The sequence below is a fragment of the Comamonas sp. w2-DMI genome (genome assembly GCF_040187735.1).
GTDB lineage: Bacteria > Pseudomonadota > Gammaproteobacteria > Burkholderiales > Burkholderiaceae_C > Comamonas > Comamonas terrae.
In genome coordinates this window covers 1-25,609 of record NZ_JBANEL010000030.1, presented here as the reverse complement: position 1 = coordinate 25,609, position 25,609 = coordinate 1, and the positions used below count along the sequence as shown (strand labels likewise).

At 67.5% G+C, this 25,609-nt stretch carries 26 protein-coding genes and 2 pseudogenes; 15 read left to right on the top strand and 13 right to left on the bottom strand.

Features of this window, described 5'->3' with window-relative positions:
* Positions 1 to 28: 28 nt before the first annotated feature.
* Positions 29 to 1,072 carry a rod shape-determining protein gene (locus V8Z74_RS22550; RefSeq protein ID WP_066475265.1) on the bottom strand — a complete coding sequence of 348 codons (1,044 nt, stop codon included), beginning with the start codon at positions 1,070 to 1,072 and terminating at the stop codon, positions 29 to 31.
* A 212-nt stretch (positions 1,073 to 1,284) separates the two neighbouring features.
* On the opposite strand from V8Z74_RS22550, the gene gatC reads away from it, so the two are divergent.
* The 7 genes from gatC (at position 1,285) to sorB (ending at position 8,348) form a co-directional block, all read left to right on the top strand.
* Positions 1,285 to 1,584 (top strand): Asp-tRNA(Asn)/Glu-tRNA(Gln) amidotransferase subunit GatC, encoded by a 300-nt coding sequence (gatC, locus tag V8Z74_RS22545; protein ID WP_066475263.1) that lies wholly within the window; start codon positions 1,285 to 1,287, stop codon positions 1,582 to 1,584.
* 22 nt (positions 1,585 to 1,606) lie between these two features.
* Positions 1,607 to 3,097, top strand: coding sequence for an Asp-tRNA(Asn)/Glu-tRNA(Gln) amidotransferase subunit GatA (gatA, locus tag V8Z74_RS22540; RefSeq protein ID WP_349711347.1), 1,491 nt, complete (start codon positions 1,607 to 1,609; stop codon positions 3,095 to 3,097).
* 27 nt (positions 3,098 to 3,124) lie between these two features.
* On the top strand, positions 3,125 to 4,570 hold the full coding sequence (gene gatB, locus V8Z74_RS22535; protein ID WP_349711344.1) for an Asp-tRNA(Asn)/Glu-tRNA(Gln) amidotransferase subunit GatB: 1,446 nt from the start codon (positions 3,125 to 3,127) through the stop codon (positions 4,568 to 4,570).
* A 504-nt stretch (positions 4,571 to 5,074) separates the two neighbouring features.
* On the top strand, positions 5,075 to 5,890 hold the full coding sequence (locus V8Z74_RS22530) for an alpha/beta hydrolase (RefSeq protein WP_349711341.1): 816 nt from the start codon (positions 5,075 to 5,077) through the stop codon (positions 5,888 to 5,890).
* Positions 5,891 to 6,003: 113 nt separating this feature from the next.
* On the top strand, positions 6,004 to 6,567 hold the full coding sequence (locus tag V8Z74_RS22525) for a GNAT family N-acetyltransferase (protein WP_349711338.1): 564 nt from the start codon (positions 6,004 to 6,006) through the stop codon (positions 6,565 to 6,567).
* Positions 6,568 to 6,753: 186 nt separating this feature from the next.
* On the top strand, positions 6,754 to 8,004 hold the full coding sequence (gene sorA, locus V8Z74_RS22520) for a SorA family sulfite dehydrogenase catalytic subunit (RefSeq protein ID WP_349711335.1): 1,251 nt from the start codon (positions 6,754 to 6,756) through the stop codon (positions 8,002 to 8,004).
* An 11-nt stretch (positions 8,005 to 8,015) separates the two neighbouring features.
* On the top strand, positions 8,016 to 8,348 hold the full coding sequence (gene sorB / locus V8Z74_RS22515) for a SorB family sulfite dehydrogenase c-type cytochrome subunit (protein WP_349711333.1): 333 nt from the start codon (positions 8,016 to 8,018) through the stop codon (positions 8,346 to 8,348).
* Between the two features lie 134 nt (positions 8,349 to 8,482).
* Here the strand turns inward: sorB and V8Z74_RS22510 are convergent, their stop codons facing one another.
* The 3 genes from V8Z74_RS22510 to V8Z74_RS22500 are packed head-to-tail and all read right to left on the bottom strand — an operon-like array spanning position 8,483 to position 11,784.
* On the bottom strand, positions 8,483 to 8,911 hold the full coding sequence (locus V8Z74_RS22510; protein ID WP_066475244.1) for an acyl-CoA thioesterase: 429 nt from the start codon (positions 8,909 to 8,911) through the stop codon (positions 8,483 to 8,485).
* A 54-nt stretch (positions 8,912 to 8,965) separates the two neighbouring features.
* A complete protein-coding gene (locus tag V8Z74_RS22505; RefSeq protein WP_349711329.1) occupies positions 8,966 to 9,784 on the bottom strand; it encodes a hypothetical protein in 819 nt (272 codons plus the stop codon).
* Positions 9,781 to 11,784, bottom strand: a complete 2,004-nt coding sequence (locus V8Z74_RS22500) for an OPT family oligopeptide transporter (protein ID WP_349711326.1) — start codon at positions 11,782 to 11,784, stop codon at positions 9,781 to 9,783. Before V8Z74_RS22500 ends, V8Z74_RS22505 begins: the two co-directional genes overlap by 4 nt.
* A gap of 129 nt (positions 11,785 to 11,913) precedes the next feature.
* On the opposite strand from V8Z74_RS22500, the gene V8Z74_RS22495 reads away from it, so the two are divergent.
* Positions 11,914 to 12,411: a YcxB family protein gene (locus V8Z74_RS22495; RefSeq protein WP_349711324.1), complete on the top strand. Its 498-nt coding sequence runs from the start codon at positions 11,914 to 11,916 to the stop codon at positions 12,409 to 12,411.
* A 100-nt stretch (positions 12,412 to 12,511) separates the two neighbouring features.
* On the opposite strand, the gene serA is transcribed toward V8Z74_RS22495, so the two are convergent.
* Complete coding sequence (serA, locus tag V8Z74_RS22490) at positions 12,512 to 13,741, bottom strand: phosphoglycerate dehydrogenase (RefSeq protein WP_066475237.1); 1,230 nt, start codon at positions 13,739 to 13,741, stop codon at positions 12,512 to 12,514.
* A 314-nt stretch (positions 13,742 to 14,055) separates the two neighbouring features.
* Between serA and V8Z74_RS22485 the strand changes: the two genes are divergently transcribed.
* Both V8Z74_RS22485 and V8Z74_RS22480 read left to right on the top strand, forming a co-directional pair.
* Positions 14,056 to 15,087, top strand: a complete 1,032-nt coding sequence (locus V8Z74_RS22485; protein WP_349711322.1) for a hypothetical protein — start codon at positions 14,056 to 14,058, stop codon at positions 15,085 to 15,087.
* A gap of 120 nt (positions 15,088 to 15,207) precedes the next feature.
* Entirely contained in the window at positions 15,208 to 15,777 is a 570-nt protein-coding gene (locus tag V8Z74_RS22480; protein ID WP_349711319.1) for a nitroreductase family protein, read from the top strand.
* 47 nt (positions 15,778 to 15,824) lie between these two features.
* Here V8Z74_RS22480 and V8Z74_RS22475 read toward each other — a convergent pair.
* Positions 15,825 to 16,802: pseudogene (locus V8Z74_RS22475) on the bottom strand (chloride channel protein); the annotation flags it as partial.
* 68 nt (positions 16,803 to 16,870) lie between these two features.
* Between V8Z74_RS22475 and V8Z74_RS22470 the strand changes: the two are divergent.
* The 4 genes from V8Z74_RS22470 (at position 16,871) to V8Z74_RS22455 (ending at position 19,192) form a co-directional block, all read left to right on the top strand.
* A complete protein-coding gene (locus V8Z74_RS22470) occupies positions 16,871 to 17,293 on the top strand; it encodes a MarR family winged helix-turn-helix transcriptional regulator (protein WP_349711317.1) in 423 nt (140 codons plus the stop codon).
* Complete coding sequence (locus tag V8Z74_RS22465; protein ID WP_349711315.1) at positions 17,290 to 18,408, top strand: HPP family protein; 1,119 nt, start codon at positions 17,290 to 17,292, stop codon at positions 18,406 to 18,408. Before V8Z74_RS22470 ends, V8Z74_RS22465 begins: the two co-directional genes overlap by 4 nt.
* Before the next feature lie 135 nt (positions 18,409 to 18,543).
* The gene (locus V8Z74_RS22460) at positions 18,544 to 18,762 is read left to right on the top strand and encodes a hypothetical protein (protein WP_066475225.1); all 219 of its coding nucleotides are present in this window, start codon (positions 18,544 to 18,546) and stop codon (positions 18,760 to 18,762) included.
* 94 nt (positions 18,763 to 18,856) lie between these two features.
* Positions 18,857 to 19,192 carry a hypothetical protein gene (locus V8Z74_RS22455; protein WP_349711312.1) on the top strand — a complete coding sequence of 112 codons (336 nt, stop codon included), beginning with the start codon at positions 18,857 to 18,859 and terminating at the stop codon, positions 19,190 to 19,192.
* A gap of 42 nt (positions 19,193 to 19,234) precedes the next feature.
* On the opposite strand, the gene V8Z74_RS22450 is transcribed toward V8Z74_RS22455, so the two are convergent.
* Together V8Z74_RS22450 and pyrE are read right to left on the bottom strand one after the other, a co-directional pair.
* Positions 19,235 to 19,903 carry a DUF4124 domain-containing protein gene (locus tag V8Z74_RS22450; protein WP_349711310.1) on the bottom strand — a complete coding sequence of 223 codons (669 nt, stop codon included), beginning with the start codon at positions 19,901 to 19,903 and terminating at the stop codon, positions 19,235 to 19,237.
* Positions 19,904 to 19,966: 63 nt separating this feature from the next.
* Complete coding sequence (gene pyrE / locus V8Z74_RS22445; protein WP_066475426.1) at positions 19,967 to 20,665, bottom strand: orotate phosphoribosyltransferase; 699 nt, start codon at positions 20,663 to 20,665, stop codon at positions 19,967 to 19,969.
* Between the two features lie 10 nt (positions 20,666 to 20,675).
* Here pyrE and V8Z74_RS22440 point away from each other — a divergent pair, with 10 nt between their 5' ends.
* Positions 20,676 to 21,479, top strand: a complete 804-nt coding sequence (locus V8Z74_RS22440; protein WP_066475212.1) for an exodeoxyribonuclease III — start codon at positions 20,676 to 20,678, stop codon at positions 21,477 to 21,479.
* A 404-nt stretch (positions 21,480 to 21,883) separates the two neighbouring features.
* On the opposite strand, the gene V8Z74_RS22435 is transcribed toward V8Z74_RS22440, so the two are convergent.
* The 5 genes and pseudogenes from V8Z74_RS22435 to V8Z74_RS22415 form a co-directional block, all read right to left on the bottom strand.
* Entirely contained in the window at positions 21,884 to 22,129 is a 246-nt protein-coding gene (locus V8Z74_RS22435; protein WP_019726312.1) for a DUF2274 domain-containing protein, read from the bottom strand.
* Entirely contained in the window at positions 22,126 to 23,409 is a 1,284-nt protein-coding gene (locus V8Z74_RS22430; protein WP_019726311.1) for a TraB/TrbI/VirB10 family type IV secretion system protein, read from the bottom strand. The genes V8Z74_RS22435 and V8Z74_RS22430 overlap by 4 nt, the downstream gene beginning before the upstream one ends.
* A 2-nt stretch (positions 23,410 to 23,411) precedes the next feature.
* Positions 23,412 to 24,404: a P-type conjugative transfer protein TrbG gene (gene trbG, locus V8Z74_RS22425; protein WP_019726310.1), complete on the bottom strand. Its 993-nt coding sequence runs from the start codon at positions 24,402 to 24,404 to the stop codon at positions 23,412 to 23,414.
* Positions 24,401 to 25,105, bottom strand: a complete 705-nt coding sequence (gene trbF / locus V8Z74_RS22420) for a conjugal transfer protein TrbF (RefSeq protein WP_019726309.1) — start codon at positions 25,103 to 25,105, stop codon at positions 24,401 to 24,403. Before trbF ends, trbG begins: the two co-directional genes overlap by 4 nt.
* 11 nt (positions 25,106 to 25,116) lie before the next feature.
* Positions 25,117 to 25,609: pseudogene (locus tag V8Z74_RS22415) on the bottom strand (P-type conjugative transfer protein TrbL); the annotation flags it as partial.

Genomic DNA, 25,609 nt, shown 5'->3' with positions numbered 1-25,609 from the left:
CGTAGCGTCGTGGCGTGCAGCTCAGCGATCAGTCGCTGGTGAAGATGCTGCCCTGGCGGTCCATGGTCTCCAGCGCCATGCCGCAGCCGCGCACCACGCAGGTCAGGGGCTCCTCGGCCACCAGCACGGGCAGGCCGGTTTCCTCGGCCAGCAGGCGGTCCAGGTCGCGCAGCAGCGCACCGCCGCCGGTCAGCATCATGCCGCGCTCGGCGATGTCGGCGCCCAGCTCGGGAGGCGTCTGCTCCAGCGCGTTCTTCACGGCCGAGACGATCTGGTTGAGCGGATCGGTCAGGGCTTCCAGCACTTCGTTGGACGAGATGGTGAAGCTGCGCGGCACGCCTTCGGAGAGGTTGCGGCCCTTGACTTCCATTTCCTTGACTTCGGAGCCCGGGAAGGCCGAGCCGATCTGCTTCTTGATGGCTTCGGCCGTAGGCTCGCCGATCAGCATGCCGTAGTTGCGACGGATGTAGCTGATGATGGCTTCGTCGAACTTGTCGCCGCCCACGCGCACCGAACCCTTGTAGACCATGCCGCCCAGCGAGATCACGCCCACTTCGGTCGTGCCGCCGCCGATGTCCACCACCATGGAGCCCGAAGCCTCGGACACGGGCAGGCCCGCGCCGATGCCGGCGGCCATGGGCTCCTCGATCAGGTAGACCGAGGTGGCGCCCGCGGCTTCGGCCGCATCCTTGATGGCGCGGCGCTCGACCTGGGTCGAGCCGCAGGGCACGCAGATGATGATGCGGGGGCTGGGCGTGAGCACCGAGCGCGGATGCACCATCTTGATGAACTGCTTGATCATCTGCTCGGTGATCACGAAGTCGGCGATCACGCCGTCCTTCATCGGGCGGATGGCCTCGATGTTGCCGGGCACCTTGCCCAGCATGGCCTTGGCTTCCCGGCCCACGGCCTGGATCACCTTCTTGCCGTGCGGGCCGCCTTCGTGGCGGATCGCGACGACCGAGGGCTCGTCGAGAACAATGCCCTTGTCTCGGGCGAAAATCAGGGTATTGGCTGTGCCAAGGTCGATGGCAAGGTCGGTGGAGAAATACCGACGGAAAGCTCCGAACATTACGAGAGTCCTCTCAGGCACGGCATGCTCGTCGGCCTGCCATCGCCGGGATGAAAGTTGGGGAGTCTGGGTGGGTTGGCTTTTCGCACAATGACCGGCTCAGTGAGGGTCTTGCGGCAAAGCCGAGATAATACCGTATCCCCTGTGAATAACTTCCACTACCAGGGTCAGAAACACTGCTTTACGTGCGGCTGCCCCGCTAAAAAATTTCTATGGCATTGAACGAACAGGACATTGCGCGCATCGCCAACTTGGCACGCCTCGAGCTGTCGCAAGGCGAAAGTGAGCGCATGCTGGCGCAACTAAACGACTTTTTCGGCATCGTCGAAAAAATGCAGGCTGTGGATACCTCGGGCGTCAGCCCGCTGTCACATCCCGTGGCGGCCATCCAGGACATCGCCTTGCGGCTGCGTGACGATGTGGTCAGCGAGCCCGACAACCGCGAAGCCAACATGCAGAACGCGCCGGCCGCCGAAAAGGGCTATTTCCTCGTGCCCAAGGTCATCGAATAAACGCGCCAAGCCACACCATCCCATGAGCAACACCGAACTGCATACCCTCGGCGTGGCCGAGCTGGCCGCACAGCTGCGCGCCAAGCAAGTCTCCGCCCTTGAGGCGGCCCAGCATTTCCTGGCCCGCGCCCGGCAGCACCAGAACCTGGGTGCTTTCGTCTCCATCAACGAGGAAGCCACGCTGGCCCAGGCCAGGGCGGCCGATGCCCTGATCGCCGAAGGCAGGGGCGGCAAGCTGGCCGGCGTGCCCATCGCGCACAAGGACATCTTCGTCACCAAGGACTTCCCCACCACCGCCGCCAGCAAGATGCTGGAGGGCTACAAGTCGCCTTTCGACGCCACCGTGGTGAAAAAGCTGGCCGATGCCGGCGTGGTCACCCTGGGCAAGCTCAACTGCGACGAATTCGCCATGGGTGGCGCCAACGAGAACTCGGCCGTCGCCCCCGTGGGCTTCGACAGCGCCCAGCCCGTGCGCAATCCCTGGAACACCGAACGCGTGCCCGGCGGCTCCTCGGGCGGCTCGGCCGCCGCCGTGGCCGCGCGCCTGGCTCCGGCCGTGACCGGCACCGATACCGGCGGCTCGATCCGCCAACCCGCGAGCTTCTGCGGCATCACCGGCATCAAGCCCACCTACGGCCGCGCCAGCCGCTACGGCATGATCGCGTTTGCCTCGTCGCTGGACCAGGCCGGCCCCATGGGCCGCTCGGCCGAAGATTGCGCCCTGCTGCTGTCCGAAATGTGCGGCCCCGACCTGGACCGCGACTCCACCAGCCTGGATGTGCCAGCCGAGGATTTCAGCAAGAATCTCAACGACTCCATTTCCGGCCTGCGCATCGGCATTCCCGCCGAATTCTTCGGCGAAGGCCTGGCGGCCGACGTGCGCGCCGCCGTGGACGCCGCGCTCAAGGAATACGAAAAGCTCGGCGCCAAGCTGGTGCCCATCAGCCTGCCGCGCACCGATCTGTCCGTGCCCGTGTACTACATCCTGGCGCCGGCCGAGGCTTCGTCCAACCTGTCGCGCTTCGACGGCGTGAAGTTCGGCCACCGCGCCAAGAACTACACCGATCTGGTCGACATGTACAAGAAAACCCGCGCCGAAGGCTTTGGCGACGAGGTCAAGCGCCGCATCATGATCGGCGCCTATGTGCTGAGCGAAGGCTATTACGACGCCTACTACCTGCAGGCCCAGAAGATCCGCCGCATGATTGCCGACGATTTCCAGGCCGCGTTCAAGGAATGCGACGTCATCGCCGGCGCCGCGGCGCCCACCACGGCCTGGGCCATCGGCGGCAAGAGCGACCCGGTCTCCAACTACCTGGCCGACATCTTCACGCTGCCCGCATCGCTGGCCGGCCTGCCCGGCCTTTCCCTGCCTGCGGGCTTCGGCGAAGGCGGCATGCCCGTGGGCCTGCAGCTGATCGGCAACTACTTCGGCGAAAGCCGGCTGCTCAATGCCGCCCACCGCTTCCAGCAGGCCACCGACTTCCACCTGCGCACGCCCGCCGGTATCTAAGACAGACGCAGGAAGGACTCTCTGCAAATGACAGTGAAACTGATCAATGGCTACGAAGTCGTCATCGGCTTCGAGACCCACGCCCAGCTGGCCACGAACAGCAAGATCTTCAGCCGCGCCAGCACCGCCTTCGGCGCCGCGCCCAACACCCAGGCCTGCGCCGTGGACCTGGCCCTGCCCGGCACGCTGCCGGTCATGAACAGGAAGGCCGTGGAATGCGCGATCAAGCTCGGCCTGTCGCTGGGCTCCACGATTGCGCCGCGCAGCATCTTCGCGCGCAAGAACTACTTCTACCCCGACCTGCCCAAGGGCTACCAGATCTCCCAGTTCGAGATCCCCGTGGTGCAGGGCGGCGAAGTCAGCTTCTACGTGGGCGACCAGCTCAAGACCGTGCGCCTGGTGCGCGCCCACCTGGAAGAAGACGCCGGTAAATCCGTGCACGACGAGTTCCCGGCCGAATCCGGCATCGACCTGAACCGCGCCGGCACGCCGCTGCTGGAAATCGTGACCGAGCCCGACATCCGCTCTACCGAAGAAGCCGTGGCCTACGCCAAGGAGCTGCACAAGATCGTCACCTGGATCGGCATCTGCGACGGCAACATGCAGGAAGGATCGTTCCGCTGCGACGCCAACGTCTCCGTGCGCAAGCCGGGCCAGCCGCTGGGCACGCGCCGCGAGATCAAGAACCTGAACTCGTTCAGGAACATGCAGATCGCCATCGACTACGAAATCCTCTGGCAGATCGAGCAGATCGAGGACGGCCACAAGATCCAGCAGGCCACCGTGCTGTTCAACCCCGACACGGGCGAGACCCGCGCCATGCGCACCAAGGAAGACGCGGCCGATTACCGCTATTTCCCCGACCCCGACCTGCCGCCGCTGGTCGTGGCCCCCGAATGGGTGGAGCGCGTGAAGGCCGAAATGCCCGAGCTGCCCCGCGCCATGGCCGCGCGCTTCGTGCAGCAGTACGGCCTGCCCGAGTACGACGCCACCACGCTGACCCAGAGCCAGGCCATGGCCGCCTACTTCGAGGACGCCGCCAAGGCCTGCGGCGCGCCCAAGCTGGCCTCCAACTGGGTGATGGGCGAGATCTCGCGCCGCCTCAACAACGAGGAAATCGGCATGGACGCCGTCAAGGTCGGCAGCCAGCAGCTGGGCGCGCTGATCCGGCGCATCGGCGACGGCACCATCTCCAACAACGCCGCCAAGCAGGTGTTCGAGGCGCTGTGGACCGGCGAAGGCTCCGACGTGGATGCCGTCATCGAAGCCAAGGGTCTCAAGCAGATGAACGACACCGGCGCGCTGGAAAAGATCATCGACGAGGTGATCGCCGCCAACCCCGCGAACGTGGAGCAGTACAAGGCCGGCAAGGACAAGGCATTCAACGCGCTGGTCGGCCAGGTGATGAAGGCCTCCAAGGGCAAGGCCAATCCCGGGCAGGTGAATGAGCTGTTGAAGGCGAAGCTGGCATAAGCTGCTGCCCGCATTTCGGTGCCTTGTTAAAAACCTCCTTCGGGAGGTTTTTTCCCATCCAGGCACGATGGAATGGAGATGTGGCGCTGGAAGGTCCAACGCCGCCGCCATCAAGCAGCGGCTGCCTTGCAGCCCAGCCGGCCGCGCCAGGTCGTGCTCCGGCAGGCGGCCTGCAAGAGCCATGAAAAAATTGACCTCTGGCGCTGATGCAGCAAGCGCCGGCAGCTATCAAAAATATAAAGAAGCCATCCTGACCCCCATCGGCCTTGTGCCCCGCAGGTTGCTGCGCAGCGCTGCAAAAGGGCTGCGGGCAGCAGGCCCGCCTTCTCGCGGGCTGCTTTCTTTCGGCCGGGGGCGGGCCGAGGCCTGCCCCCGGCATGCAAGGCATGCGGCACCCACAAGCGCCCCGGCCCGCCTTTACATAAAGCCCCGGTAAAGACTACACAGTCGTCACACAAAACTGCGCACAATCCGGCGCACTCCGCATCATTTCCTCATCCGTTCATGTTCTCCAAGCTGCTCAAGCCACTGCTGTGGCTGCTCGCCCTGTGCGTGGCGGTCTATGTCTGCATCTGCAGCTATATGTTCGCCCAGCAGCGCCAGATGATCTTTCCGGGCGAGAGCACGCGGGTGGCGGCGGAGACGACCAATTTCGCGCTGCAACGCGCCGATGTGCTGCTGCGCGGCTGGCAGTGGCATCCCGAGGACGGCAAGGCCGGCAGCGCGGTGATCTACTTCGGCGGCAATGCCGAGAACATCGAGCGCCGCCTGCCGCAGCTGGCCCGCGCGCTGCCCCACAGCGACATCTACATGCTGGCCTACCGCGGCTACGGCGCCAGCGAGGGCGAGCCTTCGCAGGAGATGATGGAGCTGGACGCCGTGGCCCTGTTCGACGAGGTCCGGCGGCTGCACCCGCAGGAGCCCATCACGGTCATGGGGCGCAGCCTGGGCACGGGCGTGGCCGCGGCCGTGGCCGATGCGCGCCGGCCCGACGGGCTGGTGCTGGTCACGCCGTTCGACAGCATTCTGAACACCGTGCGCGGCATGTATGCCTGGCTGCCGGTGGAGCTGCTGCTGCGCGATCCTTTCGACTCCGCCGCGCACCTGAAGAATTACCAGGGCCCCATCCTGGTGCTGCGCGCCAGCCACGACAAGGTGGTGGGTGCGGCGCGCACCGATGCCTTGCTGCAAAGCCTCCAGGGCAAGGCCGTGGAAGTGCTGGCCCTGCCGCACACCGGACACTCCAGCATTCTGCGGGCCCCGGCGCTGTGGGATGCCGTGGCGCGGTTCGTGGCCCCACCCGCTAGACCCATGCGCTGACGAAGAGGCCCGCCGGGCTTTCCTCGGCAAAACAGCCTCATTCCCTTATCCATCAAGCGCAGGCAGCTATCGATTCAAGACCGCCTGCACGCCCACGGCTAATATCCGGGCCTATGGACCTTGCCCTCCTTCCGCCCCGAACCCTGCACACGGCCCGCCTGCAACTGCGCCAGTGGCGCGCGCAGGATCTGCCGGCGTTTGCCGCGCTCAACGCCGACCCCGAGGTCATGCGCCACTTTCCCGCCCTGCTGTCGCGCGCCGAGAGCGATGCCATCGCGCTGCGCTGCCAGGCGCTGATTGCCGAGCGCGGCTGGGGCGGCTTCTGGGCCGTGGAGGAGCGCGGCAGCGGCGCCTTCGTCGGCATGATCGGCCTGCATGCGCCCGCCCACCTGCCCTTTTCGCCCTGCGTGGAAGTGGGCTGGCGGCTGGCCCGCGCGCACTGGGGCAAGGGCTACGCCACCGAGGGCGCTGCCGCCGCGCTGCGGTTTGCATTCGAGGTGCTGGGGCTGGAGGAAGTGGTGTCCTTCACCTCCGTCCACAACACACGCTCCGAGGCCGTGATGCAGCGGCTGGGCATGCGCCGGGACGCAGCCACTTTTTTGCACCCCGCGCTGCCCGCCGGCCACCGGCTGGCCGAGCACTGCCTCTACCGCATCCAGGCGCCGGCTGTGGCCTGAGGCCGAACCACAGGGCCGCACTGACCGGATTGGCGGCCATGGCCTTGGCTCCATCGAATGTTGCCGGCTGGCTCCATGGCCGGGCTTCCGGGCCCGGCCCAAGCTGTTTACCATGGGCAGGCGCAGCCATGCCGCCTGCGGACCGCTGCGCTATCGGTTCACAACAACATTCCCCGGAGACCACCGATGAAGCATCCCGCCCATCCACCCCAGCCCTTGCAGGGCAGCCGCCGCCACTGGCTGCAGGCCGCCGGCGCGGGCGCCGCGCTGCTGAGCCCCACCATGCGGGCGCTGGCCGCCACCGCCGCCCCCGCGCAGGTCACGCTGCCGTTCGCCAACGGCGTGCGCGAGCTGGTGGCCTTTCCGCAGAAACGCCCGTTGATCCTGCAGACCAGCCGCCCGCCCCAGCTGGAGACGCCGTTCGAGGTGTTCAACGAGGGCCTGCTCACGCCCAACGACGCCTTCTTCGTGCGCTACCACTGGAGCGGCATTCCCACCGACATCAAGGCCGACGAGTTCCGCGTCAGCATCGGCGGCCTGGTGGAGACGCCGCTCACGCTGTCGCTGGCCGAGCTCAAGGCCCTGGGCGAGCCGGTCAGCCTGGTCGCCGTGCACCAGTGCTCGGGCAACAGCCGGGGCTTCTTCGCGCCGCGCGCCAACGGCGGGCAACTGGGCAACGGCGCCATGGGCAATGCCAAGTGGACCGGCGTGCCGCTCAAGCGCGTGCTGGAGAAGGCCGGCCTCAAGCCCGGTGCGGTGCAGGTCAGCTTCAACGGCATGGACAAGCCGCCCATCGACGGCGGCCCCGACTTCGTGAAGGCGCTGGACATCGACCACGCCATGGACGGCGAGGTCATGCTGGCCTGGGCCATGAACGACCAGGAGCTGCCCATGCTCAACGGCTACCCGCTGCGCCTGGTCGTGCCCGGCTACTACGGCACCTACTGGATCAAGCACGTGAACGAGATCCAGGTGCTGGACAAGGTGTTCGACGGCTTCTGGATGGCCTCGGCCTACCGCATCCCGGCCAACGCCTGCGCCTGCACACCGGCGGGCAAGGGCCCGGCCAAGACCGTGCCCATCGGCCGCTTCAACACGCGCTCCTTCATCACCAGCCACCAGGACGGCGCACGCCTCCAGGCCGGCAAGGAGGTGGTGCTGCGCGGCATCGCCTTCGACGGCGGCCAGGGCATCGCCGAGGTCAGCATCTCCAGCGACGGCGGCAGGACCTGGCAGGCCGCCACGCTCGGCGAGGAGCTCAGCCGCTATTCGTTCCGCGAGTGGAAGGCGAGCTTCAGGCCGCCGAAGAAGGGCGAGTACGCGCTCAAGGTGCGCGCCGTCAACCGCGCGGGCCAGGGCCAGCCCATGGAGGCGCTGTGGAACCCTGCGGGCTATATGCGCAATGTGGTGGAAACCGTCCGCATCAACGCGGTCTGAGGAGAAGCGCCATGAAAACCACCATCCTGAAGAGCGCCCTGCTGCTGGCCTCCGGCTTGGCCCTGGGCCCGGCCCAGGCGCTGGAGATCACGCTGCCGGCCGAGACCGCCGTCTACCAGGAAAGCAGCCTGCCCGGCTACCAGCTGGCCATGGCCCACTGCCTGATGTGCCACTCGGCCCAGTACGTGCAGACCCAGCCGCACACCTCGCCGCGCAGCTACTGGGAGGCCACGGTCAAGAAGATGAAAAAACCGTTCGGCGCACCCTTCACCGAGGCCGACATCGAGCCCATCGTGGACTACCTGAGCAAGACCTACGGCGCGGAAGGCACCGCAGGCAAATAAGTCAGCCTCCGCGACAACAAGCGCCCACGCACGCCCACGCCGTGCGGCTGCGCCCCCCGAGAGGGCACTTCATTGCCTTGGGACGGCCCGGCGGCGATAAAAAAACCGCAGCGGCTCGCGCCCTGCGGTTTCTTTCATGCGCCAAAAAGCGCCAGCCGCAACGGTTCGGGAATCGGCGCCACCTTGCGTTCGCCCCGGGCCACAAAGACCACGCCGACCTTGCCGCGCGCCACTTCGCGGGCGCTGGCCGTCTCGGTCATGCGAAAGACCAGGTCGAAGCCGTATTTGTTGGGATCGGCCGGCGTCATCTCCACGCGCATGGTCTCGCCGTGAAAGCCCTCGGACTTGTACTGGGCCACGATGTCGCCCACCACCACGCCGTGGCCCTGCACATCCGACTCGCGGTAGCCCAGGTGCTTGAAGAAGCGCACGCGCGCCTCGGACACCAGGGTCAGCAGCTGGGCATTGTCCAGATGGCCGCCCTGGTTGACGTGGCTGATGTAGATCTGCATCTCGGTGGAGAACAGAAACTGTGCGGGAAGCTCGAATTGGACGCGGGCCATGGGAAAGGATGCAGAGCGTGGAGGCGGCCACTATAAGACAGGCCGCGCGCTCGGCTAGTCGCCTTCGCCCAGGTCCAGGGTCTCGGCAAAGCTTTCCGTATAGCCCAGCAACAGCGTGCGGCGCTGCGCCAGCAGTGCAGCCAGCTGCGCCCAGCCCCCATGTTCCAGCACCTCCTCGCGGCCTTTGCCGTAGAGCTGGCGCAGCTCGGCCGCCAGTTGCCGCGCCATGGCGGCATCGGGCGGCTGCGCGCGCGCAAAGCCCAGCCAGCTCGCCCCCATGCCGAAGAAGGCATAGCCATGGGCCTGGCCCAGGTGGCGGATGACGGCATGGTTCTGGAACATGTCCCAGTCGGCGCTGAAGTAGCCGTTGGGCAGGCCGGCAATCGCCAGGTCCTGCGCGGCCACCGGCACGCGCTGCAGGTACAGCACGTCATCCAGCAATTGCTCGGGCGCGCGGTTCGCGGCCAGCAGCGCATCCACATCCGGGCCGATGGTGCACAGCGTGCCGCAGACCTGCTCCCAGCTTTGCATCAGCTCGGGATTGCGCAGCTGGCCGGCACGGTGCAGCAGGCTGTCGCGTTCCCAGGCCGTCAGCTGCACCGGGTCTTCCCAGTCGAAGCCTTCGGGCACCTCCAGGTACAGGCGCTCGTCCTGGCTCGCGTGGCCGCAGGTATAGCTGCACTGGTCGAGGTCGTCCAGCGTGCTCAGATAGCAGTGCGCGGGGTCTGCGGCGCGCAGCGCGTCAAGCCGGGCCAGCACTTCGTCCAGGCTTGCGACATCCTCCAGCCATTCATGGCTGCAGGCCAGGTTGCCCTTGCGAAACGGCTGCTCCTGCGTCGGCTGCCCGTCGGGCGCGAAAGTCCCCGTCCTCATTTGCCCAGCACCCGGCGGTAGAAGAAGGCGCACAGGGCCGCGAAGCACAGCAGGCCCAGCCACATGGCGGGCGCAAAGCCCTCGCCCACGATGGCCAGCGGCGCATCCTTGCCGCTGAAGCCGATCAGCGCGGCAATGACCAGGCCCATCAGGCTCTCGCCGACGATCAGGCCCGAGGCCAGCAGCAGGCCGCGCTCCTCGGCCGCGGCCGCCCAGGGCTGGCCGGCGCGCTGGCCGCGGGCCCGGATGGCGCGCTGCAGGAAAAAGCCCAGCACCGCGCCGATGGTCAGCGTCAGGCCGATGGTGGGCGGCAGGTAGATGCCCAGGCCCACGGCCAGCGGCGGCAGCGCGCCGCGCCCGGCCTTGCGCAGCATCACGTCCAGCACGATGACGACCACGCCGACCGCCACGCCCAGGCCCAGCATGGTCCAGTCCAGCGAGCCGCTGAAGATGCCGGTGGCGATCTGCTTCATCAGCGTGGCCTGGGGTGCGGCCAGCGCCTGGCCGGGGTCCATGCCTTCGCGCGGCAGCGAGCCGGCAAAGCCGTAGGCGTTGTACAGCAGGTCCAGCACGGGCGGAATCACGGCCGCGCCGACCAGGCAGCCGATGATGAGCACCACCTGCTGGCGCCAGGGCGTGGCACCGACCAGGTAGCCGGTCTTCAGGTCCTGCAGGTTGTCGTTGGAAATCGAGGCCATGGCCAGGATGACCGACACCATGAACAGCACCAGCGCCACGCCGAGCTGGCCCGAGACGCTGTCCGCGAACGCGGGCACCGCGGCATGCAGTGCCAGCAGTGACAGGGCCATCAAAATGGTCGCGATGATGCCTATGCCCGAGATGGGGCTGGCCGACGAACCCACGAGGCCGGCCATGTAGCCGCAGGCCGCGGCGACCAGAAAGCCGAACACGGCGGCGAACAGCACGCACAGTGCCGTCAGCCCGTAGCGCGCGGCGTCGGCCAGCTCGGGCATGTGCTCGTGCACAAAGCCGTTGACGACCAGGAACAGCACGGCCAGCGCGGCCAGGCCGATGAGCAGCATCCAGCTGCGCGGCATGTCCTTGTCGGTTTCGTCGCCGGCCATTGCAGCACTGCCCGAGGCGCGCGCGGGCTGGCTGCGGATGGCCTGGAGGATGGGGCGGGCCAGCGTGCCCACGGTCCACAGCGCCGAGATGCCGATCACCCCAGCGCCCAGGAAGCGCGCCTTGCCGCTCCACAGCTGGGTGGCCAGGTCGCTGACGGCCTGGCCTGCCGCCGGCGTGGCATGGGCCGTGAGCCAGGGAACGACCACGCCCCAGCACAGCACCAGGCCGGCCAGCACCGCAATGCCCGCGGCCGCGCCCATGAGGTAGCCGGCGGCCAGCAGCGCCGGCGAGAAGCCCGCGGCCACGCGCAGGGCCACGCCGCCCACGGGAATCCAGAGGTTGATGGCGTCGCCGAGCACGCGCAGACCGCCGCTCAGAAAACCGAACAGCGCAGCCAGGCCCGCGCCCCAACCCAGGTCGCGCAGACCCGAACGCGACGAGCCGGCGCCGGAGGCGTCGCTGCGGTGGCGCTGCTCCTCGCCCACGCGCAGCACCTCGGCCGCGGCCACGCCTTCGGGATAGGGCAGGTCGGACTGCACCACCATCACGCGGCGCAGCGGCACGGTGTAGAGCACGCCCAGCGTGCCGCCGGCCGCGCAGATCAGCGCCGTCTGCCAGAACGGAAAGCCCGACCACAGGCCCAGCATCAGCAGGGCCGGCAGCACGAAGATCACCGATGACAGCGTGCCCGCGGCCGAGGCCTGGGTCTGCACCAGGTTGTTCTCCAGGATGCTGGAATCCTTGAAGCGGTACAGCAGCGCCATGGAGATCACGGCCGCCGGAATGGCCGAGGCGAAGGTCAGCCCGACCTTCAGGCCCAGGTAGACGTTGGCCGCCGTGAAGGCCAGAGTGATGAGCGCGCCCAGAAGAACGCCGCGCACCGTGAATTCACGCGATAAAGAGTTTTTTTCCATAACTGCAATCATTGATGCGAGCCGATGCGCTCCCTGCGTCTGCTACCGCGCACCCGGCCCCGGTTTTCCCGCCTGCGCCATCATCCACGGGGACGGTGCCGTGCTGCTGCCGGCCCGTATCACCCCCGCATGGCCGAACCGGCCTACACGATCTCCGAAAACCCATATGTCGGCGCCCAGCGGTTGCATGCGCGCTTCAAGCCCTGCTATCTGCGGCCCTTTCTGTGGGCGGCATCCCTGGCCGGCGTGCTGATGCCGGGCCCGGGACTTTACTACCGCCATTATTGGCTGGCTCCGGCGGGCCTCGCTTACGCGATGCTGCCGTGGGCCACCTTCCGCTGCATCACGCGGCCCATGGCTCGGCGCGCCTATCGCCGCTATCCGGCCATGCAGCAATCCCAGACGATGGCCGTGCAGGAGGACATGCTGCGCATGCAATCGAGCGTGGGCGAAACCAGGCTGCCCTGGAACCTCATCATCCAGGGGGCCGAGGATGCCGAATTCCTCCTCATCTACCTGCAGCCGCGCCTGTTCCTCGCCATTGCGCGCCAGGCGGGCGCCGAAGCCACGGTACGGGCGCCTCTGCGCGAGCAGCTACTACGCCATGGGGGTCTGGCCCGGAATTGATATCAAGCTTTTTCACCGCCAAACCCTTTCCCGCCAAGCGCTTGCAGCTATCAAAAAAGGGAGCCTGGGCTCCCTTTGCCGTGCTGCCGAGGCGCGCAGTCTAGAACAACACGCGGCAGCGGATGGTGCCCGGGATCTGCGAGAGCTTTTCCACGGCCAGGGCCGAGGATTCCACGTCCAGGTCGATCACCACGTAGCCCACCTTTTCATCGGTGCGCAGGTACTGGCCCGCGATGTTGATGCCGTTTTCGGCGAACACCAGGTTGATGGCCGACAGCACGCCGGGCACGTTGTGGTGCACGTGCAGGATGCGGTTCTTGCCCGGATGGGCGGGCAGCGCCACCTCGGGGAAGTTCACGGCCGAGGTCGTGGTGCCGTTGTCGCTGTACTTGACCAGCTTTTCCGCCACCTCCAGGCCGATGTTGGCCTGGGCCTCCATGGTGGAGCCGCCGATGTGGGGCGTGAGGATGGCATTGTCCAGGCCGCGCAGCGGCGAGCTGAACTCGTCCTTGTTGCTCTTGGGCTCGACCGGGAACACGTCGATGGCCGCGCCCAGCAGCTTGCCCTCCCGCAGGGCCGAGGCCAGTGCGTCGATGTCGACCACGGTGCCGCGCGAGGCGTTGATCAGAATGCTGCCCGGCTTCATGGCCGCGATTTCGCGGGCGCCCATCATGCCGTGGGTGGACGGCAGCTCGGGCACGTGCAGGGTCACGATGTCGGCCTGGGCCAGCAGGTCGTCGAGCGAGGCCGCCTGGCGCGCATTGCCCAGCGGCAGCTTGGTCGCCACGTCGTGGAACACCACCTGCATGCCCAGGGATTCGGCCAGCACCGACAGCTGGGTGCCGATGGAGCCGTAGCCCACGATGCCCAGCGTCTTGCCGCGGATCTCGTAGGCGTTCTCGGCGCTCTTGAGCCAGCCGCCACGGTGCGCGGCCGCGTTCTTGGCCGGCACGCCGCGCAGCAGCAGAATGGCTTCGGCCAGCACCAGCTCGGCCACCGAGCGGGTATTGGAATACGGGGCGTTGAACACCACCACGCCACGCTCGCGCGCGGCATTCAGGTTCACCTGGTTGGTGCCTATGCAGAAGCACCCCACGGCCACCAGCTTCTGGGCCGCGGCAAACACTTCCTCGGTCAGCTGCGTGCGCGAGCGGATGCCGACAAAGTGCACATCGGCGATCTTGCGCTTGAGCTCCTCGCCTTCCAGCGCGCCGGACAGCGCCTCCACGTTGGTGTAGCCCGCATCGTGCAACACCTTGAGCGCGGAGGGATGGATGCCTTCCAGCAGCAGAAACTTGATCTTCGATTTGTCCAGCGACGTCTTGGTCATAAGCAGGCCCTGCGATCCGTGAAAACCCCATTTGAACGGATCGCCTAATCTGCCACGGCGCGTAGGCTCTCCGCCTTACAAATGTTGCATTTGTGCAGCGCAGCGGTCCAGCTCCTGGCTTGCGGCCGGCATGCAGGCTGGCAGGCGCAGCGGGCTGAACATCGAGAGCAAGCACTCTCTTTCGCACTTGTCGGACATGTAAAAGAATACGACGGACGCCTTGCCTCCCTAGAATTCGCGCATCGCTTGGGTGCTTTCAATTCGATAGCTGGAGCACCTTTACCTGTAAGCTTCAAGACAAGGATTTGCTGTAAATGATGAACCTGTTACGTCGCATCGAGGATGTGCTCGTGCAGATTGTGCGAGTGGTGCTGCTGGCGTTTTCCGTATTCGTGCTGATAGGCATGGCGTTCTGGCTCTGGAGCCATTACAAGCCCAAGCAGGGCGATGCCGCGCCGGCTGCCGCGCAGGTCGCCCTGGACTGGAACAGCGCCAAGCCCGACCTGAAGTATGTGGTGGACGAGACCGCCCGCGACCTCAGCGGCATGGCCGACCAGACCCCCATGGAAAAGCGCCTGGCCGACCCCGCGCTGCGCCCCAGCTTCCAGAAGGCCGACGGCCTGCTGCGCGGCTTCATCTACAGCGACCCGGCGGCCCGCAAGCGCGTGGAGAAGGACAACAACAGCCAGGGCCTGGCGCCGGTCCACCCGCTGCTCAAGGGCGACGCCGTGCCCTCGGATGCCGAGGTGCAGCGCCAGATCAAGCTGCGCGAACAGCGCGAGAACGCCTGCTGCGGCGATGCCGCCCAGGACGCCTCGGCGTCGGCCCTCGATGCAACGGCCGATGCCGCCGTGCACCGCGTGCGCGGCGAGCGCGAGGCCTCGCGCGCCGCAGTGGCGGCGGCTGCATCCTCCACCGAGGAGGAGCCCGAAGGCGACGACTGGCTCAGCGAGCCCGTGGACCTGGCCGCCCAGATCCACGAGCGCGCCCAGATGGCCGAAACCGAGCACGGTGCCGGCGCCTATGCGGCCTTTGTCCAGGGCCTGCCGGCCGCGCTGGAGCAGGTGCTGGCCAACGACGGCCTGACGGCCAAGCTGCGCGGGCAGTCGGCCCAGCAGATCGCCAGCATGCTGCTGCTCAACTACACGCTGTCGTTCGACCGCCTGGCCCAGCGCCTCAAGGGCGAGGATTCCGACAACGACAAATGGGAGTTCTCCAGCATGGAAACCGCCTTCGGCACCATGCTCATCAGCTGCCTGGTGATGGTCGTCATGGTGCTGGTGCTGATCCGCATGGAGCGCCATATGCGCCTGATGAGCCAACGCTCCTGCGAGCAAAAGTCCTGAAACCCCTGCGCCCCGGGCCAATGCCCGGGTTTGCGCTATTGTTTCGGGTTTCATTCGAGGCCCGGCTCCCGTCCGGCATCCGCCGGCGGCGGCCGGGCCTCGCTGTTTCCGGACCCATCCATGCACAACACCCGCAGCACCACCACGCCCATCCATTCGCAGTTCCTGGAGCGCATGTCTCCGCGCGCCTTCATGCCCGAGGCGCTGACCACGGCCCAGATCGAGCAGCTGGTCGATGCCGCCCGCTGGGCGCCGTCCGCCAGCAACAAGCAGCCCTGGCACTTTGCCTACGCGCTGCGCGGCGATGCCAACTGGGACGCCTTCTCGGCCATCCCGAACGAAGCCAACCGCCGCTGGTGCCTGAACGCCGGCGCGCTGATCGTGCTGGTGTCGGACAGGCAGACCTCGCCCGGCAAGCACAGCTTCGATGCCGGCTGCGCCTGGGGCTACCTGGCCCTGCAGGCCCATGACATGGGCCTGGCCACGCATGCCATGGGCGGCTTTTCGGCCGACGAGGCGCGCGCCGTGCTGCGGCTGCCCGAACACCTGGTGCCCGAAGTGGTGATCGCCGTGGGCCGCCGCGGCGATGCCAGCACCCTGCCCGACGACCTGCGCGAGCGCGAGACGGCCTCGCCGCGCAAGCCGCTGGCCGAAGTGCTCAGCGCCGGAGCCCTCCAGTCCAGGGTTTGAGAAAAAGGGCTTTCGCCCTTGCACGGCAAGCGCCTTTCGCTCCTGCATCAGGAGCGATTCCAGCCCCTCACACGCACGCGCACCGCTTCCTCTTCGTGCACCGCCTGGGCCACCTTCACCAGGTCGCTTCGGCTGACGATGCCCACCAGGCGCCGCGTCTGCGCATCCGCCACCACGGGCAGGCGCTCCAGGCCCCAGGACGCCATCTGCTGCGACAGCGCGCGGCAGGTCTGGTGCGGCAGCGCAAACTGCACGGCGCTGCCGCGCAGCAGATCGCCGGCCGTGCGCGTGTTGCCGCCCATGTCATTCAGCCGGTCGCGGTCCAGCATGCCCAGGCACACGCCAGCCGCATCGACCACCGCAAAGGCGCGGTGCCGCTGCGCGGGGCCGAACCATTCGTGCACCACGCGCGCCAGCGGCACATCGGCCGCAATGGTCTGCACATGGCGCGTCATCACGGCCTCGACGGGCGTGCGCTCCAGCGGATCGACGCCGTACTCTCGGTACACATGGCGGCCGCGGCGCGACAGGCGCTCGGTCATGATGGAGCGGTCCATCAGTAGCACCGTGACCCCGTGCGACACCGCGCAGGCCAGCAGCAGCGGCAGCAGCGCATCGCCGTCGCCCGTGAGGCCGAAGGCGAACACCGCGGCCGTCAGCGGCGCGCCCAGCACCCCAGCCAGCACCGCCGCCATGCATACCAGCGGCCACAGCCCGGGCGAGCCGCCGGGCAGCCAGGGCGCCAGCACCGTGCCCAGGCCCGCGCCCATCATCAGCACCGGCGCGAGCACGCCGCCCGAGGTGCCCGAACCCAGCGCCAGCACCCACATCACGGCCTTGGCCGCCAGCAGCGCCAGCGCCGCGCCGACCAGCAGGTTGCCGTGGAGCAGGTCCCCGATCACGTCGTAGCCCACGCCCAGCGCGCGCGGCTGCAGCCAGCCGCCGATGCCGATGGCCACCGCGCCCAGCGCGGGCCACCACATCCAATGGATGGGCAGGCGGTGGAAACCGTCTTTGGCCGCATAGTCGCGCGCGGCAGGTGAAGCGGGGAAGGTCATGCCCGAATTACATCATAATGTGATGTTTTTTCACCATGGCACAAGCACCCACCAAAGCCGACCTCGAGGCCTTATCCGAATTCCGCTACCAACTGCGCCGCTTTCTGCGTTTCAGCGAAGAGGCCGCCCAGGCCGAAGGCCTGACACCGCAGCAATACCAGCTGCTGCTGCACGTCAAGGGCTACCCCGGGCGCGACTGGGCCACGGTGGGCGAGCTGGCCGAGCGCCTGCAGGTGCAGCCGCACGGCGCCCTGACCCTGGTGGCGCGCTGCGAGGCCCTGGGGCTGGTGCGCCGCGAAAGCGGCACGGCCGACCGGCGCCAGGTGCTGGTGCATCTGAGCGCCGAGGGCGAGGCGCGGCTGCTTCGGCTGGCAGCGCTGCACCGGCGCGAGCTGCGCTCGCTCAAGGAGGTGTTCCAGGTCGCCCATATCTCCGCATTCGCCGAACAATGGCAATGAGCATCCCCCATCATCTGAAGGCCCTCTGGCTGGCTTTGCGGCCGGCGCGCATGCGCGTCAACGGGCGCGAGCGGCTGCGCGCCTCGCTGGGCGGAGCCCTGGGCATCGCGCTGACGGCGCTCGTGTGCCGGGCCCTTGCGCAGGACAACGGCCTGTCGGCGTGGCTGATCGCGCCCATGGGCGCCTCGGCCGTGCTGATCTTTGCGCTGCCCGCGAGCCCGCTGGCACAGCCATGGTCCGTGGTCGGCAGCCACTGCGTGGCCGCTCTGGTGGGCGTGGCCTGCGCGGCCTGGATTCCCGACACCGCCTGGGCAGGCGCGGCGGCCGTGGGCCTGGCGATTGCCGCCATGTTCGCGCTGCGATGCCTGCACCCGCCGGGCGGCGCCACGGCGCTGTTCGCCGTGCTCAGCCATGCCGTGGAGCCGCGCTTCGTGCTGTTTCCCGTGCTGGCGAACGCCGTGCTGATGGCGCTGGCCGGCATGGCCTACAACCGCCTCACGGGGCGACGCTATCCCCACACGCAGCAGGCGGCGCCACCGCGGTCCTCGCACTTCACCGCGGCGGACTTCGACGTCGCGCTGGCCCACTACAACCAAGTGCTGGACGTGCCGCGCGACGACCTGGAAGCCCTGCTGCAGGCGGCCGAACTCGCCGCCTGGCAGCGCCAGTGGGGCGAGCTGCGCTGCGAGGATGCCATGTCGGCGGACCCGGTGACGGCGCGCACCGACACCTCCCTGGCCGACGCCTGGGCCACCATGCGCGAGCGCCGCATCAAGGCGCTGCCCGTGGTGGATGCCGCGCAGCGCGTGGTGGGCATCGTGACGCGCGCCGACTTCATGCGCCATGCGGAGCCGGACGCCCAGCCGCTGGGCCTGGGCAGGCGCCTGCGCACCCTGCTGACGGGGGGCGCCGGCCAGCCCCGGCAGATCGGCCAGATCATGACGCGCGAGGTCCGCACCGCGCGTGCCAGCCAGCGCGTGGCCGAGCTGGTGCCGCTGTTCAGCGAGGACGGCCACCACCATATTCCCATCGTGCGGGACAACGGGCAACTGGTGGGCATACTCACCCAGTCCGACCTGGTGCGCGTGCTCTACCAGGCCGCCCAGCCGCAGTAGGCCGCACTGCGGCAGCGCAGCCCTGCGTGGCGGCTGCGCTGCCGAAACGGCCATCCAGCATTGCACTCTTGCCCTGCACAAGCCACGGACTACACTTGGCTGCAAGCCCTGCCCGGTTTCCAGAAAGGAGTTGCCATGAACGTCCAGACCCCTCCCAACCTCGACAAGCTGCGCAACATCGTGCAAAGGTTCGGCGCCACGTCGTTCACCACCGCACAGGTGGCCAGCGAATACGACGACAGTCCCGCCAGCAGCGAAACCGCCAGGCAGTTCGACGAACTGCTGGCCCGCCATGCCACGGTGCTGGGCATACAGCCCGTGCCCGGCGAGCATTCGGTCTGGCAACTGGCATGAGCCCGCACCGGACTGTTCTTCATATTCCCAGACGCCCGCTCCGGCGGGCGTTTTTTCGTTCCGCCCTGCCACCTGCCGCTACAGTAGCGCGGTCATGAATACGATTCCTCTTGCCTGGTGGCTGCCGCTGTCCCTGGGCGCCTGCGTGCTGCTGGTCGCTGCGGCGGGAGCCTGGCTGTGGCGCCAGGCCCTGCGGGCCGACACCGATGCCCGGGCCGCGCGCCGCATGGCGCTGCTGGCCAGCCTGGGGCTGCTGCTGTGGCTGGCCTACGGGCTCGCCAAGGGCTACGGCCCGCTGTGGCGCGGCGATGCGTTCGTGCACATGGCGCAGGCACCGGCCTTCGTGCAGCTGCCGCTGCTCATCGGTGCAATAGCCTGGATGGCGGCGCTGCTGGTCGGGCGCGTGCTGCGCCTGCGCAACCCGACGTAGCCCCTGCCGCCTATTGGCCTATTTGCCTATGGGCCTATTTGCCTATTCGCGCGCGGTGACGGCGGCGGCACCTGCTTCGCCGGCCCACAGCCGGCGCAGCTCGGCCAGCTGCGCGTCGAAGCGCTGGTTGATGCGCTGCCTTTCCTGCGCCTGGTGCTGCAGGAAGCGCCGCTGCTCCTGCTGGGAGTCCGTGTTCTCCTGCAGCTGGCGGCGCAAGCCGGGCGGCGCCTTGCGCGGGTCGTTCTGGTAGAACTCCAGCTCGGTGTCGAGCTTTTTCTGCCGCGCGCCCAGCTCCTGCAGGCGCTGCTGGGCCACGGCCATCACGCTGTCCACCTGCGCCAGCGCCTCGGCGCGCGCCGCATCGTGGGCGGCCGGTTCGGGGTAGCGCAACAGCAGGGCCTTGTCGCGCGCACGCTCCTCGCGCAGCCGCTGCTGCTCGGCCAGTTGCTGGCGGCGCCGGGCATCCATCTCGGCGCGTTCGTTCTCGGTCAGCGTGGGGCCCACGCGGCGCAGCTCGACGCCCGTGGTGCCCAGCACGCGCTGGTCGCGGTCCACGCAGTCGGCAATCGGGCGGTCGGCCGTGAGGCGCCGGCCCTTGGCGTCCGTGCAGGCGTAGATGCCGGTGGCGGGGGCAGGCTGGGCCAGCGCGGCGCCGGCCCAGAGTCCTCCCAGAACACATACAAGGATGGCTGCCTGCAGCGCCTGCTTCATGAGTGACTTGCTCCCTTGGGGCCTGTGCAGTCCTCCGGTTCCGACCTGCACAGGCGGTTTTGCCTATTTGTCTTGCACACCATAGCGCTGGCGGTAGGCCAGCACGCGTTCGTGATGGCCGCGGCCGGCGTCGCCGCCCTGCGCCTGCAGGTACAGCAGCAAGTCCGCCAGCTTGGCGATGGTGCAGACCTGCATGCCCAGCTGGTTGCGCACGTATTGCACGGCGCTGTGGGGTACGTCCTGGCCGTTTTCGGTGGCCATTTCCTGGCGGTCCAGCGCAATCGCCACGGCATGCGGCGTGGCGCCCGCGGCCTGGATGATGGCGATGGATTCGCGCGCGGCCGTGCCGGCCGACATCACGTCGTCGACGATGAGCACGCGGCCCGCCAGTGGCGCGCCCACCAGGGTGCCGCCTTCGCCGTGGTCCTTGGCTTCCTTGCGGTTGTAGGCAAACGGCACGTTCTTGCCCTGGCGCGCCAGCTCCACGGCCACCGTGGCCGCCAGCGGGATGCCCTTGTAGGCGGGGCCGAAAACCATGTCGAACTCGATGCCGCTGGCCAGAATGGCTTTTGCATAGAATTCAGCCAGCCGCGCCATCTTGGCGCCGTCGTCGAACAGGCCGGCATTGAAGAAATACGGGCTCATGCGCCCGGCCTTGGTCTTGAATTCGCCAAAGCGCAGCACGCCTGCGTCGACGGCAAACTGCACAAATTCCTGCGCCAGACGGCCCATGCCGTCTGCCGGTTTCTCACTCACCACCATGGATTCATCCTTGTTCAAATTAACCAGCCTCAACCTCAACGGCATCCGCTCCGCCACGACCAAGGGCGTGGAGGCCTGGATCGCGGCGACTGCGCCAGATTGTATTTGCGTACAGGAAATCAAGGCCCAGGCGCCCGACATGGCCGGGCGCTTCGAGGTGTTGGCGGGCATGAAGGGCTATTTCCATTTCGCCGAGAAAAAGGGCTACTCGGGCGTGGGCGTGTATGCGCGCCACGAGCCCAGCGACGTGGTGATCGGCTTCGGCTCCCACGAGTTCGATGCCGAGGGCCGCTATGTGGAGACGCGCTTCGACACGCCCGCGCGCAAGCTGTCCATCATCAGCGCCTACTTCCCCAGCGGCAGCTCGGGCGAGATGCGCCAGGAGGCCAAGTTCCGCTTCCTCGCCGAGATGCATGCCCACCTCATGAAGATGAAGGGCGAGCGCGAGTTCATCCTCTGCGGCGACATCAACATCGCCCACCAGAACATCGACCTCAAGAACTGGCGCGGCAACCAGAAGAACAGCGGCTTCACGCCCGAGGAGCGCGCCTGGATGACGAAGCTGCTGCACAAGACCGAGCCCACGGGCGGCATCGTGGACGTCTACCGGCTGCTGCAGCCCGAGACCACCGATGCCTGCTACACATGGTGGAGCAACCGCGGCCAGGCCTATGCGAACAACGTGGGCTGGCGCCTGGACTACCACCTGGCCACGCCGGCCACGGCCGCGCTGGCGCGCACCGAGTCCATCTACAAGGGCGAGAAGTTCTCGGACCACGCGCCCATCACCATCGGCTACGAGATGCGCCTGTAGCCTGATGCGCTATTGAAAAAGAAGCTGTCAGCGCCAGCCACCATTCATCTTCAGATGCTTATGCATTAGGATTGCTTGAACAGCAAGCGCTGACAGCTCCTCAATGGAGAGCAGAATAAAAAACTGCTCGTGTCAAGCCCTGAGCGCAAATCGCCCAGGGCTTGAAACTCTATATGGGACGCGAGGTTAGCTCTGTTTCGGGCAGTTTGGATTGACTGCTGCGTTGTGGGCTAGGTGCCACATAAGAGCGATGAGGAAGAAAGCCGGAGCGCGTTGCATCGGGGGACGTTTCCCAACAGCAGGCCGACTTGCCTTTCTCCTTTCTCTATAGTAGCCCAACTGCCCCCGGAACGACAAAGCGCAGCCTCAGGCTGCGCTTTGTCGTTGAAGTGGCGGCAAGGTCGTCAGGTCTGTTTCTGCGGAACGACCTTGGCGGTCGTTCCTTTCCTGAATCCACGATCCCCCGCCATGAATGCCTCCAGCATGTGCGGGATCAGCGTCGCCGCATCGACCGTTTCGCCGTAGGTCTGCGCATGTAGCGCGGCATAGCGGTCAAGGTCTGTCTTCAAGCCAGCGGGACATGCGAAGGTCAGCTTGACACTCTCGGTCTTCGGCAGCGGCCCCAGCCGCAGCTTCTTGGTCGTGCTCATCGCATCGCTCCCCGGTTGAAGAACAACGGTTGGTACGGCCGAAGCACGAGATCGCGGTTCACGATGATGCGAACCGGCAGGCCCGGCCGCTCGGTCAACGTCGGCTGGATGTTCATGTTGCGCCGGGTCATCTCCTGGCCTACCTGGTTCACGCTGTCCTGCAAACTGCCCTGTCCGGCGATGATGACGCGGTTGCCGTCCTGCCGGTTCTGCGGCGCGGCCAGCTCGGCGCCCACGCCCAGCAGCGTGGTCAGAGCCGCGCCGGCAAAAACGCGATCCCAATGCCAATCGACCCCATCCTCCAGGCCGGCATAGCCGGCCGGGTCGGTACCCGCCAGGTTGTCGAGCGTCAGCGAAGACGTGTCCGGCAGGATGATGCGGTTCCACACCACCTGCACGCGGCTCTGCCCGTAGCTCACCTGGCTGTTGTACTTGCCCATGAGGCGCGAACCCTGCGGGATCAGCAGGAACTTACCCGTGGCCGAGTCGTAGACAGGCTCCGTCACCGTGCCGATCACGTCGCCCGGCAGGTCGGACTTGATACCCGTCACCAGCGCGCCAGCGATCACCGTTCCGGCCATGACCTGGTACGGCGAAGCCGGCAGGGTCAGTTGGCCGGAATTGCGGGTTTCCGTAGAAGCGCCTTTCAGGAAAGCCTCTTTCTGGTCTTGTCGGTTCTGCACGGCGGTCGGGTCGGACGCGGATTGTTGAGTTTGTGCCGCCGTCGAGGCCGGCCCGGCGGCGAGCGGATCAAAGCCCGCCAAGGCCGATGCCGGGCCCGCCGCAGCGGCTTGCGCAGTCGCCGGTGCAGCGGTCTTGCCTGGATTGCCCGAGCGGAAGAACACCGTCGAGGCCGCAGCGGCATCGGCTTCCTTGCGCCGAGCATCCTCCGGGTCGTGGCCTGGCGGCGCATAGGCCGGTGTCACCGGCTGCTGTGACTTCACGATGGCCGGGCCGAGGTCGCCCGGCAGCGGTGGCCCCAGCTCCGGCACCTTCGCCGGCAGCTTGGAATAGTCGGAAGGCAGGCCGTCCAGCCCTTCGGACTTCGAGACGCGATCCACGTTGTACAGCTCGGTTTGCTCGCCCGCGCCGCGCCGATGCGGCTGCAACGACCAGATCGTGGCCCCAAGCACGGCGACCGACAGGCCGCCGGTGAGGATGGCTAGCGTGCGCCGATTCAACCGAGTCACCGGACGCGGCTGCGCGCGCAGCGCCATTGCCTCGGGCGCCACCTTGCCGGTCTGCGGCGCGGCATGGTCGGGAATGTCGTCCTGGCTCATGGTCAGTTCCTCCGCGTGCCATCCGTGCGCTCGATCCGCACCACGTCGCCCTTGTCCCCGCCCAGGCGCAGTTCGGCCGCGCCAAACAGCCGATCCACGATGTAGTACGGTGAGCGGAATCGGTAGTTGACGAGCTGGCCGTCGCCCTGCGCGCCGATCACGAACAGCGGCGGCAGCTCGCCTTGGGCAATGCCCGGCGGAAACTGGATGTAGACCTTCTCACCGTCATCGAAGGCACGCAGGGGCTTCCACGGCGGATTGCTGCCGCTGACCGCGTAGCGGAAACGGATCTTCTCCAGCGACAGGCCCGCATCGACCGGCGCAGCGGCGCTGGCCGCCTGCGCCTGGCGCTGCAGGGCCAGCATCTTGTCCTTGGGGTACTCCCAGGACACCGACGCCATCCACGTCTTCTCGGTCGAGGTCAGCTCCAGCAGGTAGGTGCGTCGGCTTGTGGTGATGACGAGATTCGTCTTCAGGCCCGAGCGGATCGGCTTGACCATCACGTTGACGCGCAACGCCTCACCGCTGCCGCTCGATGTGTCGCCCACGATCCAGCGCACCGTGTCGCCAGCGGCGACCGTCACCAGTTCCTCGCCGGGCTGGAGCGCGATCACCGTCACACGGCCCACGGCCGCATAGACCTGGTACAGCGCGCCATCAGTGAAGGGCCACACCTGAATCGCATTGACGTAGCCCTCGCGCGTGGGCGCGATGCGCGCCTCGGCATTGGCGCGGGCCACGCGCACGGTTTCATCGGCGGGTTCCACCGCAGACTTGGCATCCGGTACGGGCTTCATCTGCGCCGGCATCGGCAACACCTCGGGCACGGTCACGACCTCCACCGGCTTCGGCGCCTCGGGCAGCGGCTGGGCTTGCACCGGCTCGTCGAGCGAGATGACCGGCGGCGGCTTGCCCTGCGTGGCGCAGCCCGAGAACAAGACGCTGGATGCCAGCAAGATCAGCGGCAAGGCGGATTTACGGAAAATCGCATTCATGGTTTTGCTCCTTCGTTTCCTTCCAGTTCGCGGCTCCACGACAGTCCGTTGACGTAGATGCCTAAGGGGTTCTTACGCAGGCGCTGCTCGGTGCGCGGGGTCTGCTGCACGATGGAAATCACCGCGTTCCAGCGCTCGGTGCGATCCAGGGCGCCGTTGACGTAGCGCGTCTCCGTCCAGCGCACGTTGAAAGACGTGTCGCTGGCGCGGGTCACGCTGGTGATCTGCACCGTCACCGACTCCTTGCCGATGCGCGCGAACGGATCGTTCACGCGGGCGTAGTCGTTTAGCACCACGGCGCCCTTGTCGGTGGTGTAGTTGTAGGCATCGAGCCAGTTCTGCCGAACCACGATGGGGTCGATGGACAGCGAGCGCACCAGGCCGATGAAGCGGCCCAGGTGGTAGGCCACCTGCGCATCGCTGGGCCGGTACGGCGTGGCGGCTTCGCCCACGGTACGCACCTGCCCAGCCTGATCGACCTCGATCACATAGGGCGTCACGATGGACTGCGCCGAGCGCCAGACCAGGCCACCGGCCATCAGCAATGCGAGAGCGAGGCAGCCGAAGGCCATCAGGCGCCAGTTCTTCGCCTGCACGCGCGGCGAGCCGATGCGCTCGTCCCAGACCTGGCCTGCGGCTTGGTACGGCGTGGCGGGCTGCGACGTGTCGGCGTAGCGCACCTGGGGTCTTTTGAATCGCATGGTCTATCTCCTTATGAGTCGGAATCGCGCAGGCTGGGGCCTTGGCTGGAGCTGCCGCCATCGCCACCGCGCAGCGTGTGGGCGGCAGTCGTCGCGGCATGGGTCAGTTGCTGCCTGCGATGCAGGCGCTTGGCCCAGGCGGGCTGTTCGGCAGCGGTAGGCGCTGCCGAATCGGCTGCGCTCTGCGGGCCACTGGATGCAGGGGCGTCATCCGGCCGGAAGGCAGCGGCGACACGCTCCTTCATCGAGCGCGCGCCATCGGCCACCTTCTGCCCGGCGGCCTGCGCGCCGGTCTTGGCGACATTGCCCACGCCGGCGGCTGCGCCTTTGAAGCCACCGCCAGCGGACGCGGAGCCGGCCTGAAACGCCGACTTCGCGCTGCTGGCGGCCCCGACGGCGGCACGTGCACCGCTGCCGGCCAGCTTGGCCGCAGCCGGAGCCATGCGCGCGCCGGCTGCGACAGCACCGCCGACGCCCGTGGCCGCTGCACCCACGGCAACCGCA

What these genes read in the sequence shown, in the direction of transcription:
- gatA (WP_349711347.1), top strand. Translation starts at nt 1,607, where the DNA reads ATGAGCAACACCGAACTGCATACCCTCGGCGTGGCCGAGCTGGCCGCA.
- V8Z74_RS22530 (WP_349711341.1), top strand. Translation starts at nt 5,075, where the DNA reads ATGTTCTCCAAGCTGCTCAAGCCACTGCTGTGGCTGCTCGCCCTGTGC.
- serA (WP_066475237.1), bottom strand. Translation starts at nt 13,741, where the DNA reads ATGACCAAGACGTCGCTGGACAAATCGAAGATCAAGTTTCTGCTGCTG.
- V8Z74_RS22505 (WP_349711329.1), bottom strand. Translation starts at nt 9,784, where the DNA reads ATGAGGACGGGGACTTTCGCGCCCGACGGGCAGCCGACGCAGGAGCAG.
- V8Z74_RS22455 (WP_349711312.1), top strand. Translation starts at nt 18,857, where the DNA reads ATGAATACGATTCCTCTTGCCTGGTGGCTGCCGCTGTCCCTGGGCGCC.
- V8Z74_RS22435 (WP_019726312.1), bottom strand. Translation starts at nt 22,129, where the DNA reads ATGAGCACGACCAAGAAGCTGCGGCTGGGGCCGCTGCCGAAGACCGAG.
- V8Z74_RS22485 (WP_349711322.1), top strand. Translation starts at nt 14,056, where the DNA reads ATGATGAACCTGTTACGTCGCATCGAGGATGTGCTCGTGCAGATTGTG.
- V8Z74_RS22550 (WP_066475265.1), bottom strand. Translation starts at nt 1,072, where the DNA reads ATGTTCGGAGCTTTCCGTCGGTATTTCTCCACCGACCTTGCCATCGAC.
- sorB (WP_349711333.1), top strand. Translation starts at nt 8,016, where the DNA reads ATGAAAACCACCATCCTGAAGAGCGCCCTGCTGCTGGCCTCCGGCTTG.
- V8Z74_RS22460 (WP_066475225.1), top strand. Translation starts at nt 18,544, where the DNA reads ATGAACGTCCAGACCCCTCCCAACCTCGACAAGCTGCGCAACATCGTG.
- trbF (WP_019726309.1), bottom strand. Translation starts at nt 25,105, where the DNA reads ATGCGATTCAAAAGACCCCAGGTGCGCTACGCCGACACGTCGCAGCCC.
- gatB (WP_349711344.1), top strand. Translation starts at nt 3,125, where the DNA reads ATGACAGTGAAACTGATCAATGGCTACGAAGTCGTCATCGGCTTCGAG.
- V8Z74_RS22480 (WP_349711319.1), top strand. Translation starts at nt 15,208, where the DNA reads ATGCACAACACCCGCAGCACCACCACGCCCATCCATTCGCAGTTCCTG.
- gatC (WP_066475263.1), top strand. Translation starts at nt 1,285, where the DNA reads ATGGCATTGAACGAACAGGACATTGCGCGCATCGCCAACTTGGCACGC.
- pyrE (WP_066475426.1), bottom strand. Translation starts at nt 20,665, where the DNA reads ATGGTGGTGAGTGAGAAACCGGCAGACGGCATGGGCCGTCTGGCGCAG.
- V8Z74_RS22525 (WP_349711338.1), top strand. Translation starts at nt 6,004, where the DNA reads ATGGACCTTGCCCTCCTTCCGCCCCGAACCCTGCACACGGCCCGCCTG.
- V8Z74_RS22465 (WP_349711315.1), top strand. Translation starts at nt 17,290, where the DNA reads ATGAGCATCCCCCATCATCTGAAGGCCCTCTGGCTGGCTTTGCGGCCG.
- V8Z74_RS22450 (WP_349711310.1), bottom strand. Translation starts at nt 19,903, where the DNA reads ATGAAGCAGGCGCTGCAGGCAGCCATCCTTGTATGTGTTCTGGGAGGA.
- V8Z74_RS22495 (WP_349711324.1), top strand. Translation starts at nt 11,914, where the DNA reads ATGGCCGAACCGGCCTACACGATCTCCGAAAACCCATATGTCGGCGCC.
- V8Z74_RS22470 (WP_349711317.1), top strand. Translation starts at nt 16,871, where the DNA reads ATGGCACAAGCACCCACCAAAGCCGACCTCGAGGCCTTATCCGAATTC.
- trbG (WP_019726310.1), bottom strand. Translation starts at nt 24,404, where the DNA reads ATGAATGCGATTTTCCGTAAATCCGCCTTGCCGCTGATCTTGCTGGCA.
- V8Z74_RS22430 (WP_019726311.1), bottom strand. Translation starts at nt 23,409, where the DNA reads ATGAGCCAGGACGACATTCCCGACCATGCCGCGCCGCAGACCGGCAAG.
- sorA (WP_349711335.1), top strand. Translation starts at nt 6,754, where the DNA reads ATGAAGCATCCCGCCCATCCACCCCAGCCCTTGCAGGGCAGCCGCCGC.
- V8Z74_RS22500 (WP_349711326.1), bottom strand. Translation starts at nt 11,784, where the DNA reads ATGGAAAAAAACTCTTTATCGCGTGAATTCACGGTGCGCGGCGTTCTT.
- V8Z74_RS22510 (WP_066475244.1), bottom strand. Translation starts at nt 8,911, where the DNA reads ATGGCCCGCGTCCAATTCGAGCTTCCCGCACAGTTTCTGTTCTCCACC.